Origin of the sequence: Candidatus Poriferisodalis sp. (genome assembly GCF_965204195.1) — a bacterium.
Lineage (GTDB): Bacteria > Actinomycetota > Acidimicrobiia > Acidimicrobiales > Poriferisodalaceae > Poriferisodalis.
Map to the genome: position 1 here is coordinate 1,784,515 of NZ_OZ241975.1, position 18,179 is coordinate 1,802,693.

The 18,179-nt window shown below is 68.5% G+C and carries 15 protein-coding genes; 9 read left to right on the forward strand and 6 right to left on the reverse strand.

The annotated features are described in order from the left end of the window. Nucleotides 1-27 precede the first annotated feature (27 nt). The gene (locus tag ACOGI8_RS07860) at nucleotides 28-1,524 is read left to right on the forward strand and encodes a benzoate-CoA ligase family protein (protein ID WP_419856316.1); all 1,497 of its coding nucleotides are present in this window, start codon (nucleotides 28-30) and stop codon (nucleotides 1,522-1,524) included. A gap of 104 nt (nucleotides 1,525-1,628) precedes the next feature. Here the strand turns inward: ACOGI8_RS07860 and ACOGI8_RS07865 are convergent, their stop codons facing one another. Further along, complete coding sequence (locus ACOGI8_RS07865) at nucleotides 1,629-3,185, reverse strand: alpha/beta hydrolase (RefSeq protein WP_419856317.1); 1,557 nt, start codon at nucleotides 3,183-3,185, stop codon at nucleotides 1,629-1,631. A gap of 137 nt (nucleotides 3,186-3,322) precedes the next feature. On the opposite strand from ACOGI8_RS07865, the gene ACOGI8_RS07870 reads away from it, so the two are divergent. Both ACOGI8_RS07870 and ACOGI8_RS07875 read left to right on the forward strand, forming a co-directional pair. Beyond that, the gene (locus ACOGI8_RS07870) at nucleotides 3,323-4,105 is read left to right on the forward strand and encodes a crotonase/enoyl-CoA hydratase family protein (RefSeq protein ID WP_419856318.1); all 783 of its coding nucleotides are present in this window, start codon (nucleotides 3,323-3,325) and stop codon (nucleotides 4,103-4,105) included. Continuing rightward, entirely contained in the window at nucleotides 4,102-4,716 is a 615-nt protein-coding gene (locus tag ACOGI8_RS07875; RefSeq protein WP_419856381.1) for a class I SAM-dependent methyltransferase, read from the forward strand. Before ACOGI8_RS07870 ends, ACOGI8_RS07875 begins: the two co-directional genes overlap by 4 nt. Before the next feature lie 3 nt (nucleotides 4,717-4,719). Here ACOGI8_RS07875 and ACOGI8_RS07880 read toward each other — a convergent pair whose 3' ends face one another. The 4 genes from ACOGI8_RS07880 to ACOGI8_RS07895 all read right to left on the reverse strand — a co-directional run bounded on the left by ACOGI8_RS07880 (nucleotide 4,720) and on the right by ACOGI8_RS07895 (nucleotide 10,372). Further along, the gene (locus tag ACOGI8_RS07880) at nucleotides 4,720-5,022 is read right to left on the reverse strand and encodes a hypothetical protein (RefSeq protein ID WP_323672729.1); all 303 of its coding nucleotides are present in this window, start codon (nucleotides 5,020-5,022) and stop codon (nucleotides 4,720-4,722) included. Nucleotides 5,023-5,093: 71 nt separating this feature from the next. Then, nucleotides 5,094-6,767 (reverse strand): long-chain fatty acid--CoA ligase, encoded by a 1,674-nt coding sequence (locus tag ACOGI8_RS07885; RefSeq protein ID WP_419856319.1) that lies wholly within the window; start codon nucleotides 6,765-6,767, stop codon nucleotides 5,094-5,096. 37 nt (nucleotides 6,768-6,804) lie between these two features. Then, nucleotides 6,805-7,935, reverse strand: coding sequence for an epoxide hydrolase family protein (locus ACOGI8_RS07890; protein ID WP_419856320.1), 1,131 nt, complete (start codon nucleotides 7,933-7,935; stop codon nucleotides 6,805-6,807). A gap of 61 nt (nucleotides 7,936-7,996) precedes the next feature. Further along, complete coding sequence (locus ACOGI8_RS07895; RefSeq protein WP_419856321.1) at nucleotides 7,997-10,372, reverse strand: CoA transferase; 2,376 nt, start codon at nucleotides 10,370-10,372, stop codon at nucleotides 7,997-7,999. 101 nt (nucleotides 10,373-10,473) lie between these two features. Between ACOGI8_RS07895 and ACOGI8_RS07900 the strand changes: the two genes are divergently transcribed. Further along, on the forward strand, nucleotides 10,474-11,361 hold the full coding sequence (locus ACOGI8_RS07900; protein WP_419856322.1) for a polysaccharide deacetylase family protein: 888 nt from the start codon (nucleotides 10,474-10,476) through the stop codon (nucleotides 11,359-11,361). 154 nt (nucleotides 11,362-11,515) lie between these two features. Continuing rightward, a complete protein-coding gene (gene hisC / locus ACOGI8_RS07905; RefSeq protein WP_419856323.1) occupies nucleotides 11,516-12,607 on the forward strand; it encodes a histidinol-phosphate transaminase in 1,092 nt (363 codons plus the stop codon). Between the two features lie 26 nt (nucleotides 12,608-12,633). Here hisC and ACOGI8_RS07910 read toward each other — a convergent pair whose 3' ends face one another. Further along, a complete protein-coding gene (locus tag ACOGI8_RS07910) occupies nucleotides 12,634-14,106 on the reverse strand; it encodes a pyridoxal-dependent decarboxylase (protein ID WP_419856324.1) in 1,473 nt (490 codons plus the stop codon). An 86-nt stretch (nucleotides 14,107-14,192) separates the two neighbouring features. Between ACOGI8_RS07910 and ACOGI8_RS07915 the strand changes: the two genes are divergently transcribed. From ACOGI8_RS07915 to ACOGI8_RS07930, 4 genes are all read left to right on the forward strand, one after another. Then, nucleotides 14,193-15,263 carry a phosphotransferase family protein gene (locus ACOGI8_RS07915; protein ID WP_419856325.1) on the forward strand — a complete coding sequence of 357 codons (1,071 nt, stop codon included), beginning with the start codon at nucleotides 14,193-14,195 and terminating at the stop codon, nucleotides 15,261-15,263. A gap of 6 nt (nucleotides 15,264-15,269) precedes the next feature. Next, the gene (gene ung / locus ACOGI8_RS07920) at nucleotides 15,270-15,935 is read left to right on the forward strand and encodes a uracil-DNA glycosylase (protein ID WP_419856326.1); all 666 of its coding nucleotides are present in this window, start codon (nucleotides 15,270-15,272) and stop codon (nucleotides 15,933-15,935) included. A 132-nt stretch (nucleotides 15,936-16,067) separates the two neighbouring features. Beyond that, on the forward strand, nucleotides 16,068-16,358 hold the full coding sequence (locus ACOGI8_RS07925; protein WP_419856327.1) for a DUF1330 domain-containing protein: 291 nt from the start codon (nucleotides 16,068-16,070) through the stop codon (nucleotides 16,356-16,358). Nucleotides 16,359-16,404: 46 nt separating this feature from the next. Continuing rightward, entirely contained in the window at nucleotides 16,405-18,129 is a 1,725-nt protein-coding gene (locus ACOGI8_RS07930) for a uracil-xanthine permease family protein (protein WP_419856328.1), read from the forward strand. Nucleotides 18,130-18,179 lie beyond the last annotated feature (50 nt).

Consider the following 18,179-nt stretch of genomic DNA (forward strand, 5'->3'; position numbering starts at 1 on the left):
ATGCGCCGACCAGACGAGGAGGACAGCGTGAGCGCGAATGCCGTGCACCGATTCGTCATCGAACCGGCAGAGGCAAGTCCTGACGCCACAGCGATCGTCGATGCTGCAAGCGGGCAGCACACGAGCAGGGCCGAGATGGTGGCGGGTGCGAAGGCGGCTGCGGCAGGGCTCGCCGAGCGCGGCGTGCAGCCCGAGCAGCGGGTGATGATGTGCGCGGCCGACACGCCCGCGTTCCTGTGGTGGTTCTGGGGCGCGATGTGGATCGGCGCTGTCCCGGTGCCGGTCTCCACCATGGTCCGCCGGCACGATTACGAGTTCCTGCTGCACGACAGCCGCGCTGTCGGACTGGTGTATTCGCCCCCGTTCGCCCCTGAGGTGTTGCCTGCAGCCGACGGCCAGCCGTTCCTGCGCTGGACGCTCGACGATTCCGACGAGGGACTGCTGGGCGACCCCAGTGCGGCTCCGGAGCCCTTCGCTGCCGTCGACGATGACGTCGCGTTCTGGCTCTACACCTCGGGCACCACCGGGCAGCCCAAGGGCGCCATGCACCGCCACATCGACATGTCGGTCTGCACCGACAGCTACGCCCGTGGCGTCCTTGACATGGGGCCCGACGACGTCGTCTATTCGGTGCCCAAGCTGTTCTTCGCCTACGGGCTGGGCAACTCTGGCTATTTCTCGTCAGGCACCGGTGCGACAGCCGTGCTGAACGCCGACCGGCCCGAGCCGGCGGCGGTCGCCGAGCACGTTCGCACCCACCGGCCCACGCTGTTCTTCAGCGTGCCCACGAACTACGCGCAGCTGCTGGCCGCGGATCTTCCCGACGACACGTTCTCGTCGGTGCGGCAAGGCATCTCGGGCGGCGAGCCGCTGCCTCCGGAGATTCACCGGCGCTTCGCCGAGCGATTCGGAGTGGAGATTCTCGACGGCATCGGCACCACCGAGCTGGCCCACATCGCCATCTCCAACCGGCCGGGCGCGTCGGTGCCCGGCACGACGGGCACGCCGCTGGATGGCTATGAGGTGTCGCTGCGCGATGAGCACGGCAACGAGGTGGCCGATGGCGATCCGGGCGCGCTGCACGTAGCGGGCGGCTCGGTGATGACCGGCTACTGGAATCGCACGGAGCGCACCCGCGCGGCGCTGCAAGGACGCTTCCTGGCCACCGGCGACACCTACATGCGCAACCCCGACGGCACCTATACCTACATGGGGCGTTCCGACGACATGCTGAAGGTGGGAGGCATCTGGGTGTCGCCGATCGAGGTCGAAGGCTGCATTCTGGAGCTGGATGATGTGGTGCTCGCTGCTGTGGTCGGCGGCGTTGATGACGCCGGGCTGACCAAGCCGCACGCGTTCGTGGTTCCCACCGAGGGCGCGGATCGCGACACGCTGCCCGAGCGCGTGCAAGCCCACGTGCGGGAGCGGCTTGCGGCGTACAAGTACCCGCGGTGGGTGGATGTGGTGGAGGAGCTGCCGCTGACCGCCACCGGCAAGGTCAAGCGCTACCTGCTCCGCGACTAGCTAGGTGCGCCCGCTGCGAAGGCGGCAGGACCCTCTGCGACCAGCGATCCAGCAGGTTGCAACGTGGCAGAGTCCCCTGCCGCCTCCGCGGCTAGGGCATCCGTTCAGCCCCAAGCGCGTGTGACAGCGCGGGGGAGTTCTTCGATCCACTGGATGAGGTCGTGGCCGCAGACACGCTCGGTCCAGTCGTGCGGCGATTTGGCGAAGTGCAGCCACGCCGCCCACGCCTCGGTGGCCTGATGGAAGCCGCCCTCGAGCGTGCCAGCACAGAGATGCACGAACGGCGCCTCGGCGGCATTCCAGTTCATCTGCTCGTTCGGCGGCATGCCGGTGGAGTACGCCATGGCGTGCCCGTACTTGTCGCGGTGCATGTGTCCGACCGCCAAGGCGTGGCCGCCGCCGTCGGATGCGCCGAACACGCCCCGCTGGCTGCGGTCGTCGGAGACACCGAATGACTGCTCAGCCCAGGCCGACAGCTCTTCCACGAAGAAACGCTGGTGACGGTCGAAGCGATCGTTGTCGAAGCCCGGCAGGTATTCCATGGCCCGCTCGTTCCCGTAGCCGCCCATCGGCGCGGAGTGGGCTGCGACCAGCACGAAGCGGGGAACCGTCTCGTTGGTGATACCGGCGTCGAGTCGCCGGATGTAAGGGCCGATCATGCCGCCGTCGGTGGCATACAGCACCGGCAATCGCTCGGCGGGGGAGTGATTGGGCGGCAGGTACACGGTGATCGTGCGCTTGGTGCGCAGCGAGGTGCTGTCGAGCGTGTGCGCCTGGGTAACACCGCGCAGCTCGTCGTCGGGGTGAGACGGGAGCTCGGCAGGCGCATCCGGGCCCCGGAAACGGTGCGGGACCGGGCCTCGCTGGCCGCCCAGCAGGCCTCCGCCGGCGTCGAGCGGCCAGAAGCCGTAGCCGATGACGGCCTCGCTGAGCCGCTCGATGCGCACGCTGAGCGCCCACAGATCGCCGTCGCCGACGCCAGCGTTGCTGCTGCCATTGCCGTCTCCGGCACCGACTCGCCACATGGGCAATTCGATAACGGGACCGGGCAGCAGGCCGACATCGTCACTGCGGCATGCGAAGGTCAGCTCGTCGCCGTCGGCCCAGCAGCCTTCGGGGTGGGCGGCGAGCTGTGCAGTCAGGAATTCGGGAGAGGGGTCGCGCCACACACGGCACATGCGCTGACCCGGCGGCAGGCCGCCGTCAGCGGCACGTTCGCGGGCGAGCTCCCGGTTGCGCCGGTCGATCTCGGTACGCCGTTGGTCGAGGGTGGGCAGCCCCATCCGCTCTCGGGAGTCGTCGTCGACGCTGCCGTCGACCGGTGCCAGCACCAAGTCGCCCAGGTGGGTCGTGACCACGGTCCCGAATTGCTGGGGCCTGCCGCTCAGCAGGCTCATCTTGTCGGCGCATTCGGCGAAGACGGCGCCGGCGCCCGGCACGCCGTCGCGGTGGGCGCGGGCAGCCAGCTCACCGGCGATGGAGAACATCTGCGGGCCGCCGTGGACGCTCAGCGCCCGGGCAGCTCGAAGGGCATTCGCTCCTTGGGCCTGCTGCAGTTCCGGTGTGCGGGCCAGGAGCTGCACGAGCATGGGCACCTCGGCTGGCTCGGCCATCTCGATGCGGGCCAGCAGGTCGCCCACTTCGTCGCCGCTGCTGTTCATTCCGCGCTCCGAGTTCCGTATCGTGCCTGATCGCGCTGCGAGGCTACTGTCGGCGCCTGAACCGCTGCCGGGGCCGCCGGCACCGGCGCCATACGCGGGTGCACTCCGGTGTACCCGCCTGAGACAGAGGAATCCCGGTGAGCGAAGAACCCCTGGTTTTGGTCGAACAGCGCGGCTACGTGCAGATCCTCACGCTGAACCGCCCGGATGCGATGAACGCTTTCAACATGGCGCTCTCAGAAGCGCTCGGCGAGGCACTTGACGAGCTCGATGCCAATCCCGATGTGCGTGTCGGCGTGATCACCGGCGCCGGGCGGGGATTCAGCGCAGGCATGGATCTCAAGGCATTCGTCAGCGGCGGCGGGATCGATGCGATGCCGAACCCGGCCGGCCGCGGCTTCGGGGGCATCGCCGAACGCAGCGCGGCCAAGCCGCTCATTGCCGCGGTAGAGCGCTTCGCCCTGGCGGGAGGGCTGGAAGTGGCGCTGTCGTGCGATCTGATCGTGGCGTCGGAAGGCACCATGCTCGGCATTCCCGAGGTAGGTGTCGGGCTGTTCGCAGGTGCCGGCGCGCTGCTGCGCCTGCCGCGCCAGCTTCCCTACAGCCTGGCCATGGAGATGGCGCTGACCGCCGAGCCGATCACCGCCGAAGTGGCGCAGCAGCACGGCATGGTGAACCGGGTGTGCCCGAAGGGCGAGGCAGTGAACGTGGCTGTCGAGCTCGGCGAGCGCATCGCCCGCAATGCGCCGAAGGGCGTGCGTGCCTCCAAGGCGCTGATCCGCAATGTGCTGGGCGTGTCCGAAGACGACTTCTGGGCATTCCAGCAGCCCGCACTCGAGGATGTCTTTGCGTCGTCGGATGCCATCGAGGGCGCGACCGCCTTTGCCGAGCGGCGCGACCCGAACTGGGAGGACCGCTGAGCCGTTGGGCTGAACGAGGCGACATACCCCGCGGCGCCGACTACGACGACCGCTGGGCCCGCAAGGCGGCGCGTGGCGAATCGATTCACGGCGAAGCCGACTTGGTCGATTCGCTGCTGCCGCGAGGCGGCAGCGTGCTTGATGCAGGGTGCGGCACCGGCCGGGTCGCCATCGAGCTGGCCCGGCGCGGCCACCACGTCGTTGGCGTCGACTTGGACCCCGCCATGCTCGACCTCGCACGCAACAAGGCGCCCGAACTTGCGTGGATCCAGGGCGACCTGGCCAGCACCGTCATATCGAGGGATTCCGGCATTTCGGGCGACACCGGCGAGCGGCGGCTGTTCGACGCTGCGGTGGCCGCGGGCAACGTGATGATCTTCCTCGAACGCGGCACCGAGGCCGCGGTGGTGACCAACATCGCTTCGCACCTGCGACCCGGGGGTGTGCTCGTGGCGGGCTTCCAGCTCAGCGACGGCTACCTGGCGCTGCACGTGTACGACGCACTTGCCGAACGCAATGGGTTGGAGCTTGAGGCCCGCTACTCAACGTGGGAAGGCGCCCCGTTCGACGGCGGCGACTACGCGGTGTCGGTCCACCGCCTCACAGGCTGACGCTCAGTCGGTAGGCAGGCGGGCGAGGAGCTCGATCTTGCGCTCCTCGTACTCGTCGAAGCTGATCTCGTCGTTGTCGAATTGGGTCTGCACCTCTTCGACAAGGCGGATCAGATCTGCCGCAGACAGCTCCTCGTCGAGGTTGCCGTCGAGCACTGCGCCCGTGCCCTCGGGCTCGGGCGTCTCGTTGACCAGCGGACCGCTCTGGGGAATCTTGCCCATGCGCTTGGCGCGCTTGGCCTCGGCCTTCGCCTTCTTGGCCCGGTCCCTCTGCAGTTTCTCGAACGTTGTGCGACCGGCAGCCATGTCAATACCTCGCGTCTGTCCAGCGGACCATGCTACTGGCGACCTGCCCCAATCCGAATGCAGGCGAGAGGTCAGCCGGAGGGCCAGGCGTGGTCGGCATAGTGGGTGCGCAGGAGTTTCTTGTCGATCTTTCCTGTGCCCGTCAGCGGGATCTCGTCTGCGACGACGATGTCGTCGGGAAGCCACCACGACGCCACCCGGGGCCTGATCGCGTCGAGCACGGCGCCGGCATCGAGGGTGGCACCGGCGGCGAGCTCGACGATGAGCAGCGGTCGTTCGCCCCAGCGCTCGTGCGGCAGGCCGATGACCGCAGCGGCCGCCACACCGGGCGCAATGAGCGCAGCGTTCTCCAGCTCGATCGAGCTGATCCACTCGCCGCCGCTCTTGATGACATCCTTCGATCGGTCGGTCAGGGTCAGGTAGCCCTCGGCGTCGAGAGCACCCACGTCGCCCGTGCGCAGCCACCCGCCCTCGGCGGGCGACAGGTGCGAGTCGGCGAACGCGCCGGGGTCGGCGAGTTCGCCGAGGTAGTACGCGCCGCACATCCACGGACCCCGTGCCTGTATCTCGCCGACGCTGCGACCGTCATGGGGCAAGACGTTGCCTTGGGCGTCGACCACGCGCAGCTCGATGCCATACAGCTCGCGGCCGGCTTTGGCTTGGCGGTCGCGCTGGGCGTCACGATCGCTGCGCTCGACCCGGTGCGTGAACCGACCCGACGTGCCCTGGGTCATCTCGGTCATTCCCCAGACGTGGCTGACCGTGACGCCGTAATCGTCCTCGAGCGTGTCGATGAGCACCCGTGGCGCGGCTGAACCTCCGACAGCCACTTTCTGCAAGGAGGGCACGCTTCGACCCGTGTCCTGCAGGTACTGCACGACGCCGAGCCAGATCGTGGGCACTCCCGCCGAGAACGTGATGTCCTCGGCTTCGATGAGATTCACGAGGGCCTCGGGGCTGAGGTCGGGGCCTGGCAGCACGAGCTTTGCGCCGCTCATCGCGGTGGCGAACGGCAGTGCCCAGCCGTTGACGTGGAACATCGGCACGGTGCCGAGCACGGCGTGGCCCGAGTGGACGTCGTGGCCGTCACCGGTGCAGGTGGCCCAGGTCTGCAGCACGATCGACCGGTGGCTCTGCAGCACGCCCTTGGGGTTGCCGGTGGTGCCCGACGTGTAGCAGAGCGTTGCGGCCGCACGCTCGTCGAAGTCGGGCCACGCCGCAGGGCCCGGTGCGGCTGCGATCCAGTCCTCGTACGCGATCTCGCCGGGAAGGCCCGCAGGCGCATCGAGCCGGCCGAGCACCACCCAGCGGCGAACCGTCGGCGTGCGCGGGGCGAGGCGCACAGCGATCTCGACAAACGACTGGTCGACCAGCACCACGCTGTCGGCGGCGTCATTGAGGATGAAGGCGAGTTGGTCGTCATGCAGCCGGGGGTTGACGGTGTGCAGCACGGCGCCGATGCCGGTGATGCCGTAGTAGGCCTCCAGGTGGCGGTGGTCGTTGCACGCAATGGTCGCGACGCGTTCGCCTGGCCCGATGCCGTCGGCGACCAGCGCTCCGGACACCAGCCGGGCCCGCTCGGCCACCTCCCGCCAAGTACTGCGCGTGGTGACCCCCGCCGAGTCCACAGACACCACATCGGTGCCGGCATGGCTGCGGGCCGCATAGGAAATGAGGCTCGAGACCAGCAGCGGCCGATCCATGGTGTCGCCGAGCAGCATGGGCTCGGCGGGCCCTGTCGTCATCGGCGACGACTCGATGCCAGCCGCCGTGGGCCTCCGCTCATCGGAGCAGGCTGAAGAAGGCGCGCACGTCGTCGACGAACAGCTCGGGCTGCTCGAAGGCTGCGAAGTGGCCGCCCGCGGGCATGTCGGTCCAGTGACGGATGTCGGAGTAGATCGGCTCAGACCATGAGCGCACCGGGGGGATGATCTCGGCCGGGAACTTGGCAACGCCGGTCGGAACGTCCACTGTCATGCGGGGGAGCTGCCGGAAGCTCTCCCAGTACAGGCGGCCCGACGAGGCTGCGTTGGCGTTCAGCCAGTACAGCATGATGTTGTCGAGCATCTCGTCGCGGCCCAGCGTGTTCTCTGGATGCCCGTCGCAGTCGGTCCAGGCCCAGAACTTCTCCAGGATCCACGCTGCCTGCCCGGCAGGCGAATCGGTGAGGCCGTAGCCCAGCGTCTGGGGGCGGGTGGACTGCTGCTTCGAATAGCCGGAGTCCCAATCGTTGTAGTGCTTGGCCTTGGTGAGGGCCGCAATCTCCTCGTCGTTGGGCTCACGATCCTTGGGGCGGCTGCCGCGCATCACCATGTTCAGGTGGATGCCGATGCAGCGGTCGGGGTGACGGCTGCCGAGCGCGCTGGTGACCGCTGATCCCCAGTCGCCGCCTTGCGCGCCGAAGCGGTCGTAGCCCAAGCCGGTCATGAGCTCGGCCCAGCAGTCGGCGATCTTCTCGATGCCCCAGCCGGGCTCGGTCGGCTTGGCGCTGAAGCCGTACCCGGGCAGCGATGGGCAGATCACATGGAAGGCATCGGACGCATTGCCGCCGTGTGCGACCGGATCGGCGAGCGGCTCGATGACCTTGTGGAACTCCACCACCGAGCCGGGCCAGCCGTGAGTGATGACGATCGGCATCGCGTCGGGCTCGGGGGAGCGGACGTGGATGAAGTGCACGTCCATGCCGTCGACGTCGGCCATGTACTGGTCGAACCGGTTGAGCGCGGCTTCGCTGGCTCGCCAGTCGTAGGTGTTGGCCCAGTAGTCGCAGACTTCCTGGACGTAGGCGAGGGGGATGCCTTGGGACCAGTCCTCCACCGGTTCGGCGTCTGGCCAGCGGGTTCTTGCCAGGCGGTCTTTGAGGTCTGCCAGCTGCTCGTCTGGGACGTTGATCTGGAACGGTTCGATCTGCATCCGAGCACGGTAGTCGGCTGGTGTCGTCGGCTCCCGGGGTGTGCCAGGGCAGGCGCAGCTGTCAGTCGTAGATGAAGCCGAGTTCGGCGGGCGCGGGGAGCTCGCCTCCTATGTGGCCGTCGGCCCGGAGGCTCTTGATCTCGGCGGGGGAAAAGCGGGCTACCTCGGCGAAGACCTCGTCTGTGTGTTGATCGAAGCGGGGGGAAGGGCCCGCTTGGTTCGGGCGGACTCCATCCAGAGTGAACGGTGACGCGATGTGGCGCATGGGGCCTGTTACTGGGTGATCGACTAGCTCTATGCGGTTGGCGACTGGTTGGTGGTCGGGTGCGGTCCATGGGTCCCAGCAGAACTCGGTGCGGGCGCTGGCGGCGTGCAGCGCCGTTTGCAGGTCAGCGCGGGTCCGGGCCGGTTGGCCGCCGTTGTTCTTGATCTCTTCGAGCAGGCCCTCGATCACGTTGACGGCGTTGTGGCCACGGGCAGGATCGTCGGCCGATCCGTCGGCGATTACGGCTAGGTATCCGTCGGTGCCTCTTATGAAGCCGCTCCAGGCGGTGTTGGGTTCCCGGTTTCCCATGCGGCCGATGTCTCGGCCGGTTGTGGAGGCGAGTACGAGTGCTTCGCCGCTGTGCTGCCAGGTTCCTTCTTGCTGGGAGACGTCGATTTCTATGCCTCGACCGGTGTGCTCGGCGTGGTGCAGTCCGCTCAGCAGGGCGAAACCGGCGGTGATGCCGGCGATCGGGTCGGGGAAGTAGATGTTGGAGATGCGGGCGCCTTCGTGCTCGTAGCCCTGCCGGTGACCCATCCCGCCCATGGCCTCGATGATCGAGCCGAATCCCACAGCGCCCGCATAGGGGCCGTCGACGCCGAACGCGGGCATGCGCACCAGCACGATGCGTGGGTTGACCTCGGCCAGCGTCTCGAAGTCGAGCCCGAGCTGGGGCAGCACGTGGGCCGAGAAGTTGGCGACCAGAGCGTCGCAGTTGCGCACCAGCTCCATGAAGGCGGCGCGGCCCTCGGGCGTGGCGAGCGTGACGACGCAGTCGCGCTTGCCCTTGTTGACGGCGTTGAAATGCCCGCCTGCCTCGTAGAAGCGATTGTCGTGGACGAGATGCTCGAGGCCGGGCGCCATGCCGTGGTCGTAGGGCCGCTGGGTGCGGAAGCCGTCGAAGGGGTTCTGCGCCTCGATCTTGATGACGTCGATGCCGAGCGGTGTGAGCAGGTTGCCGATGTACGGCCCGGCCCACGCAATGGTCATCTCGATCACCCGCAGCGCACGCGCGGGTCGCAGTGCCGCCGTGGGCGTATCGGCAGCCGGGCATGCGTCGGCACCCCGATCGCTCACTCGTTGCATCGGCACGGGCAGGCCTGGTGCGGCGAAGGGCTGGATGGGCGCCAAGGCGGTTGCTGCTGGTGTCTCGACTTCGCCGAGGAAGCCGCGGTCGGCGAGATGTTCGTCTGCCAGCGCGTCGAGCGGCGTCATCACCATGCCGACTGCCCAGGGCGTCTCGAGCGCGAACTGGAACAGCTCCCGCTTGGTGCGGGCGGCATACCAGGGCTCGATGACTTCGCGAATCTTGTCGATGTGGCGGGCCCGGCGGTGGCGGTGGCTCAACTCGGGATCGTCGATCCACTCGGGCATGCCGAGATGCAGGCACTGCATCTCCCAGTCGTCCCGCCGGATCGAGCCCGGGCACACGTAGCCGTCGGCGCAGCGGATTGCACCCGACGGATACGCCGTGGGCGGGTGCGGCCCCACCAGCGGCCGGCGCCGTTGGCAGTGCAGCGAATCGCAATAGCAGAGCTCGACGGCGGTCAGCAGCGCCCCCAGCCACGACACGTCCATGTGCGTCTCGGGCCGTCGCCGGATGAGGTGCGCGGCCCAGGCGGCAAGACCGCCTGCGCAGTACTGGGCCTGCCAGCCTGGAAGGCGCAGCGGTTCGGCACCCTCGTCGCCGTTGAAGCCCAGGAAACCGGTGGCGGTCTGCACCAGCAGCTCGTCGGCGATGACGCCAGGGTCGTCGGCATCAGCACCCCAGGCCGTGACTGTCACGAGCTTGGGCACGCGTTCGCCCTCTGCCGCACGGGCCGCCAAACGCTCGGGATCCCACGGCCCGCCGGCAAGCCCGGCCAGCGTGTCGTTGGCGATCACCACGTCCGGCCACGACCCCTCCACGCTGTCGGCGGCGCAGTTCAGCTTCGCCGCATTCAGATGCACATACAGCGGGCTGATCTCATCGGGCCCCAGCGGGACATCGTCAACCGGTTGACTCCGTGCAAGGTCCCCGCCCGGCGGCTCCACCTTGACCACGGTGGCCCCCGCACCCGCCAGCAGCCGTCCGGCATACGGCCCTGCGATGCCGGTGGCCAGCTCCAGCACACGCATCCCCGCGAGCGGCGGCGGCACAGTCTCGGCGGCTCCATCGGCCGGGGCAGGCATCGGATCACGGTACCGCCCGGCGGCCCCGGCACACCGGGCCGACATCGGGGCTGCCGTGCTTGCTGTGGCGGGCTCAGACGGGGGTTCAGTAGGGTCCGAAGATGAGCTCCGAACAACCGTCCAACGGTCAGCACAACGGCGTCACTGTCTGTCTGAGCTTCGACTTCGATGCGGTCTCGATCTGGACCGGCCCCCGAGGGTCACGATCGCCCAACCTGACCGCCCGCGGCGAGTTCGCCACCATTGGCGCGCACCGTCTGCTCGACCTGCTCGACGAACGCAGCCTCCCGTCCACCTGGTTCATCCCCGGCCACACCATCGACACCTTCGGCGACGTGTGCGCCCGGGTGGCCTCCGACGGGCACGAGGTGGGCTACCACGGCTACTGCCACGAAGCGCCCTCGTCGAAGCGGGACGAAGCCGACGAGCGGGCCATCCTGACCCGGTCGATGGACTGCCTGGAACGGCTCGCTGGCGGGCCGCCGGTCGGGCACCGGGTGCCAGGCGGCAACTGCGGCGACCGCTGGATCAGCCTGCTCATCGAGCACGGCTTCTCCTATGACTCCTCCATGGCCCGCAACGACTACGCGGCCACGTGGTGCCGGCTGGGCGACGTGCCCACCACCGACGGCCCGCACCAGTTCGGCGACGAGGTCGACTTGGTGCAGCTGCCGTTCGACTGGATCCTCGACGACTGGCCGTACTTCAGCTACGACGGGCCGACCGTGCAGGGGCTGCGCACGCCCGATCACGTCTATGACGTGTGGTCGGCCGAGTTCGACTACCTGAACGACCGGGTCGGCAGCGGGGTGTTCGTGCTCACCATGCACCCTCAGTGCATCGGGCGGGGCAGCCGGATGCTGATGCTCGAGCGGCTCATCGATCACATGGCGGCGCAGCCGGGCGTGACGTTCGCCACCATGGCCCAGGTCGCCGACGACTTCCGGGCTGCTGCCACGCCGGGGGACCGCGCCGGTCGTCGCCTGTAGCCGGCGGTCTGCGGACCACAGCCAGCAGCCAGCGGGTAGCTTGCCGCCGACACGGCGACATGCTGGTGCGGCTGGCGCATGGGGGAATGCTGATGCTGGCGCATCACGAGGCAATGCTGATGCTGGCGCATCACGGGAGCGGGAAGGCGAGCGCATGATCGGACGACCGAGAGCGGCGGTGGAGGGCCTTCCGCAGTACAAGCCCGGCCGCTCCGCGGCGCAGGCCGAAGCCGAGCACAACCTGGTTGAGGCGATCAAGCTGGCATCCAACGAGAACGCCAACGATCCGCTCCCGTCGGTGGCCAAGGCAGTGTCCGAGGCCGCCTTGGGCATGAATCGCTATCCCGACCATCGCTGCATGGAGGTGCGCGAGGCGCTGGCCGACCGGCACGGCGTCGGGCTGGATGAGGTCACGGTGGGCTCCGGCTCGGTGGGGGTGCTGCAGCAGCTGTTCGCCGCCTACATCGATCCCGGTGACGAGGTGGTGTATCCGTGGCGTTCCTTCGAGGTGCACCCGGTGTTCTGCGCCATCTCGGGCGCTCAGGCGATGACGGTGCCGCTGGTCGACCACGCGTTCGATCTTGACGGCGTCGCTGCCGCGGTGACCGACCGCACCAAGCTCGTTGTGCTCTCCACGCCGAACAACCCCACCGGCACGGTTTGCAGCACCGCGGAGCTGCAGCGCCTGCTGGCAGCGGTGCCGCCCGATGTGATCGTGGTGATCGACGAGGCCTACCGGGAATTCGTCACCGATCTCGCCGTGGCCGACCCGATCCAGACGGTGCTGCCGGACCACCCCAACGCCTTGGTGCTGCGCACGTTCTCCAAGGCGTACGGCTTGGCCAACCTGCGCGTCGGCTACGGCGTCGGGCACCCCGATGTCATCGGTGCGCTCGACAAGGTGGCGCTGCCGTTCATCGTGAGCGGTATCGCTCAGGTAGCGGCGCTGGCCTCGCTTGAGCCGCAGGCCGGCACCGAGCTGGAGGAGCGTGTCGCCGGCATCCTGGCCGAGCGCGACCGCGTCAGCGCTGCGATGTCCGATCTGGGCTGGCCGGTGGTGCCCAGCCAAGCCAACTTCGTGTACCTGCCGGTCGGCGATGGGGCGATGGAACTGTTCGTCCGGCTGGAGAAGCAGGGTTTGGTGACTCGCCCCTTCGAGGGCGAGGGCGTGCGCATCAGCCTGGGCACTCCGGCCCAGAACGACCGGCTGCTGGCAGCGCTCGGACCGTTCGACCGGACCAGCTGAGCCGCGCCGGTCGAGTCAGGCCGCGGCTAGACGGCGGCCTCGCTGATCGCCTTCCACAGCAGGTCCATCTGGGTGCGGTCGGTGCGCGACTGGCCAACTGCCACCCGGATGATGCTGCGCCCGTCGAGCTTCGACGGGGTCAGGTAGGCCACGCTGCTGTCGTTCACCGCTGCCGCGACGGCGTCGGTGGCGCGGTCGGCAGCCTCGGCCGCCGCATCGCCGTCGGCCGCAGCGCGGCAGCGGAAGCACACCAGCGAGAACGGGTGCGGGGCCACGATCTCGAACCGGTCGTCTTCGCGAAGCCGCTGCGCAAACTCCTGGGCCATGGTCACGTGATGGCGCACCATCTGGCGGATCCCCGTTGCGCCGTAGCTGCGCAGCACCCACCACAGCTTGAGGGCCCGGAAGCGCCGGCCCAGCGGCACTTGCCAGTTGCGGTAGTCGATCACGTTGCCGGCATCGCTCTGGGTGTTGCGCAGGTAGGGCGGGTCGATCGACAGAGCGTCAGTCAGCGCCGCCTTGTCGGCGACGAAGAAGGCCGAGCAGTCGAAGTTCACCATCATCCACTTGTGCGGGTTGAACACGTAGCTGTCGACGAGCTCGACGCCGTCCTGATGATGGCGGAACTCGGGACAGATCATCGCTGTGCCCGCGTACGCCGCGTCGACGTGGTGCCACAGGCTGTGCTTGATCGCGACGTCAGCGATGGCTTGCACGGGGTCGACCGCGGTGGTGCCGGTGGTGCCGATCGTCGAGCCAACGAAGGCCGGCACTAGCCCCGCGGCGAGGTCGGCTTCGATCGCTGACGCCAGGGCATCGGGGCGCATCGCCAGGCTCTCGTCGGTGTCGATGAGGCGCACGGTGCCGAAGCCGGCCACGTTGGCGCCCTTCTCCACAGAGCTGTGCGCTTGCGCCGAGGTGTAGGCCACCATCTGCGTCGCGGGCTGGCCGCTGCGCTCGGCAGCGCGGTGGCGGGCCGCCACCAGCGCGACGTGGGTGGCGTCCGACGCGCTGCCCTGCAGCACGCCGCCGCCGCTGGCCGTCGTCTTCCAGTGCTCAGGCAAGTCGAGCAGGTCGACGAGCCAATCCAGCATGTGGCTCTCGACCTCGGTCAGCGCCGGCGAGGCCGCCCACAGCAGACCGATCAGCCCGAGACCGGCCGACACCGTGTCTGCCAGCACCGAGGGCGGCGAGTTGTTGGCGGGGAAGTAGGCGAACCAGCCTGGGTGCTGCCAGTGGGTGACACCTGGCACGACCACCCGATCCAGATCGGCAAGCAGGTCGTCGAACGGCTCGGGTTCTTCGGGCGCGGACTGGGGCAGCAGCTCCCTGATGTCACCCGGCTGCACGCTCGAGGCCACCGGCAGCGACTCGATGCGCTCCCAGTAGTCGGCGATCCAGTCGATGACCGCCCGTCCGTGCTCACGGAACTCCTCCGGCGTCATGTGCGGCGGAGGCGAGGTCGGCCCCGCGGACCCATTGGGCTCGGTCGCGTCCATGGTGCCGACGCTACTTGTGGCCCATCTCTGAGCCGCCGCCGGTCGTTGCCGTAGTGTGTGCGGGCTGAGCGAGAAGGAGGGGCGCGATGACCGACGGGGCGGCAGGCGCAGCTGCGACTTCGGGTGTCGTCGGGTACGACGTTCCCGCCGTCGAAGCGTGGATCAGCGAGAACGTCGACGGTCTCGAGCCGCCGTTCGACTGGACGCAGCTCGAAGGCGGCCACAGCAACCTCACCTACAAGCTGACCGCCGCCGACGGCATCACGGCGGTGGTGCGCCGCCCGCCCATGGGCGAGCTGCTGCCCAAGGCGCACGACATGGGGCGGGAGTTCACGATCATCAGCGGTCTGGGGCCCACGGATGTGCCGGTGGCCATCGCGTACGGCTACTGCGAGAGCCCCGACGTGACCGGGGCGCACTTCTACGTCATGAGCTACGTCGAGGGCAAGCCGCTCTTCGAGTCTGCCGATGCCCGCGAGCACCTGACTGCCGAGGGCCGGGCCCATGTGGGCATGTCGTTCATGGACGTGCTGGCGGCGCTGCACTCGGTGGATCCCGACGACGTCGGGCTGGGCGAGCTGGGCAAGAAGGAGGACTACGTCGGGCGGCAGATCCGCACGTGGTACCGCTCGTGGACCGCCTCGGCCGAGTCGGCCTCCTACGACACGCCGGTCGTGCACGAACTGCACGATTTCCTGCAGGAGCGCAAGCCCATCCAGGGCCCCGCCCGGGTGGTGCACGGCGACTACGGACTGCACAACTGCCTGTTCAATCCCGCCGGCGAGCTGCAGGCGGTGCTCGACTGGGAGATCTCCACCCTCGGCGATCCGCTTGCCGACTTCGCCTATGCGCTGAACAGCTGGACCGAGCCGAGCGACGACATCCTGGAAGGCTCCGACCCTCCGACGCTGGTTGACGGCTTCGTCGGCCGCGCCGACCTCATCGAGCGCTACGAGCAGCAAACCGGCGCCGACTTGTCAGACCTGGCGTACTACGTCAGCTTCAATCACTGGAAGTCGGCCTGCATCATCCACGGCGTGTATGCCCGCTACATGCGCGGCCAGAAGCCTGCCGACGATGTCGACTTGGACCTGTACCGGGCACGCATCGGGCGGGGCATCGAGCTGTCGGCCGCCGCCGCCGAGACGATCTCCTAGCGGGGCATGCCGCGCACCGACTGGAACCCGATCCTCCGGGGGGAATTCGACAAGCCGTACTGGCCGATCCTGCAGCAGTTCGTGGCCGACGAGCGTGCCCAAGGCGCGGTGTACCCGCCGCACGACCAAGTCTTCGCCGCGCTGCACTTGACGCCCTACGCCGATGTGAAGGTGCTGATCCTCGGCCAGGACCCCTACCACGGCCCCCGCCAGGCGCACGGGCTGTGCTTCTCGGTGCCGCATGGCATCCAGCAGCCGCCGTCGCTGCAGAACATCTTCGCCGAGCTGCGCGACGACCTCGGCGTCGAGCCGCCGTCGCACGGGAACCTTGAGGGGTGGGCGCGCCAGGGCGTGCTGCTGCTGAACGCGTTCCTGACCGTGCGTGCCCGTCAAGCTGCCTCGCACCGTTCGGCCGGCTGGGAGACGTTCACCGACGAGGTGATCCGGGCGGTCAGCGCCAAGCCCGAGCGCGTGGTGTTCATTTTGTGGGGCGCGTTCGCTCGACGCAAGAAATCGTTCGTCGACCTGACCCGCCATGTGGTCATCGAGTCGGCCCATCCGTCGCCGCTCAGCGCGCATAACGGATTCTTCGGCAGCAAGCCGTTCAGCCGGGCCAACACCGCCCTCGCTGCCGCCGGCCGCCAGCCAATCGACTGGAGCCTGCCCGACTGAGGCGGCGTCAGCCTTCAGTCATGCAGCGCTCTGTTAGTTTCGGAGCACCGTCCGAGCCCGGTCGGTTTCGCTGAGCGAGCCGGAAGCAGATCGGGTGAGATCTCAGGGGTCGCAGCAACGGGGGTGCATCGAATGGCTGCCTACATGATCGTGGTGGACAGCGAGGTGCATGATCGCGAACAGGCAGACAGTCTCTCGCTGCGCATCGCCGAGCTCATCGAAGCCCGCGGCGGCAAGTACCTGATCCGCGGCACTCCGACCCTGTCTCTGGGGCCCGGTGCGCCCCCGGCGAGCATCACCGTCTCGGAGTTCGAGACCTTGGAGGACCTCAAGGCGGCATTCGGGCAGGACGATGTGATCAAGCTCCGATTGGAACGCCGCGCATCAGTCGAGTCGGTGGCATTCATGGTGGAGGGCCTCTAGGCGACGCGGCACCCGCCGACAGGCCTCGCGCTGGCTCCACAACTCAGTGACAACAGACGACGCCTCCGTCCTCTACGAGCCGAATGATCGGTTGCCTGCCGGCCTGACGCTGGGCATGGGGCTGCAGGGCCTCCTGCTGTCGGTCACGACCACCGCACTGACGATCTCGCTGTTTGCCAACGCTGCCGGGCTCGACGATGACGACCGGTCGTGGATGATCTTCGCCGCGCTTGCCGTCAACGGCGTCGCCACTGCGGCGCAGGCGACGCGCGGCGGGCCGATCGGCTGCGGGCACGTTCTGATGGTCGGCACAGCACCGTCGTACCTCGCTGTCACGCTGCTCGCCGCTGAGCGGTCCGACGCACGCACGTTGGCCACGCTCATCGTTGTGTCGTCGTGCGTCCAGTTCATTCTGGCGAGATGGCTGCCACGAGCCCGGCAGATCATCACACCGTCGGTTGGCGGCATCGTGCTGATGCTGATAGCGGTCACCGTCGCCGGCGTGGCGGTCGGCAGGCTGGCCGGACCGCCCGGCGGCACGGCGTCGAGCGCAGGCCCGGCGGTGGCTGCGCTCACCGTCGCCGTCGCTGCGATGCTGGGCTTGCGAGCGAAAGGCCGGGTACGTCTGTGGTCGCCGCTCATCGGCATCGCAGTGGCGTGTGTCGTGGCGGCGCTGTTCGGCTTGTTCGACTCGACGAGGGTGTCGGCCGCTCGGTGGATTGCGCTGCCCGAACCGCAGCTGCCCGGCGTTGGACTGACCGCCAGCGCAGAGTTCTGGTCGCTGCTGCCGATGTTCGTGGTGGTGTCGATGGCTGCGGGGCTGCTCGCGATGAGCAGCGGAGTCATCATTCAGCAGGTCTCGTGGCGGAACCCGCCGGTGACCGATTTCCGGTTGGTTCAAGGCGCCATGAACACCAACGGTGCGGCGAGCCTGATCGGAGGCTTCTTCGGTGCGCTGCCCACTGTGGTCTACGGCCCGACGTCGGCGACCATGACGACGCTCACCGGCGTCGCATCGCGCCGGGTGGGCTACAGCGTCGGCGCCATGCTGGTGGCTGTCGCATTCGCGCCGAAAGCCACAGCCGTGCTGGCCTCGATTCCCGATGCAGTCACGGCCGGATACTTGCTGGTCATCATGGGCATGGTCTTCGTGGAGGGGATGCGGGCGGTGGCCAGGGAAGGCCTGGCGCGCCACAGGGCCCTGATCGTGGGCATCTCGCTGGGGATCGGCTTCGGGCTGCAGGGCAGCAGCGTGGTGGCCGATCTGATCGGTGGAGCGTGGGGTGCGCTGCTCGGCAACGGCATGGTGGCGGGCACCATCGCAGCCATCGCTCTCACGGCCTTCGTGGAGGTGAGCGGCCGGCGTCGCCAGCGGCTCGAGGTCGAGCTGCACATCGACTCGCTGGGGCCGATCAGTGAGTTCCTGGACTCGCTCGCCGCTGGGGCCGGGTGGAGCGAGGCGTCGCGCAATCGCCTGCGCCTGGTCGGCGAGGAAGCCCTGGCGAGCCTGCTTGAGGATCGCAGCGACGGGTCACAGGCCCGGCTCGTCGTGATCGCCCGGTCTGCCCCCAATTCGATCGAACTGCAGTTCCTGGCGGCGCTGGAGGAGCAGAATCTCGAAGAGCAGCTTGCCTGTCTCAGCGAGCGGGCCGAGGTGCCTGAGGAGCGGACGATCTCGCTGCACCTGCTGCGGCACTTCGCATCCACGGTGCGGCACCGCAAGTACAGCGGGATCGACATCGTGACCGTCGAAGTCGACCGGTCCCGCTAGCGGGCGGGCGACACGCAGGTGCGCAACAAGCGTCCGGCGCGGCGAGCCTG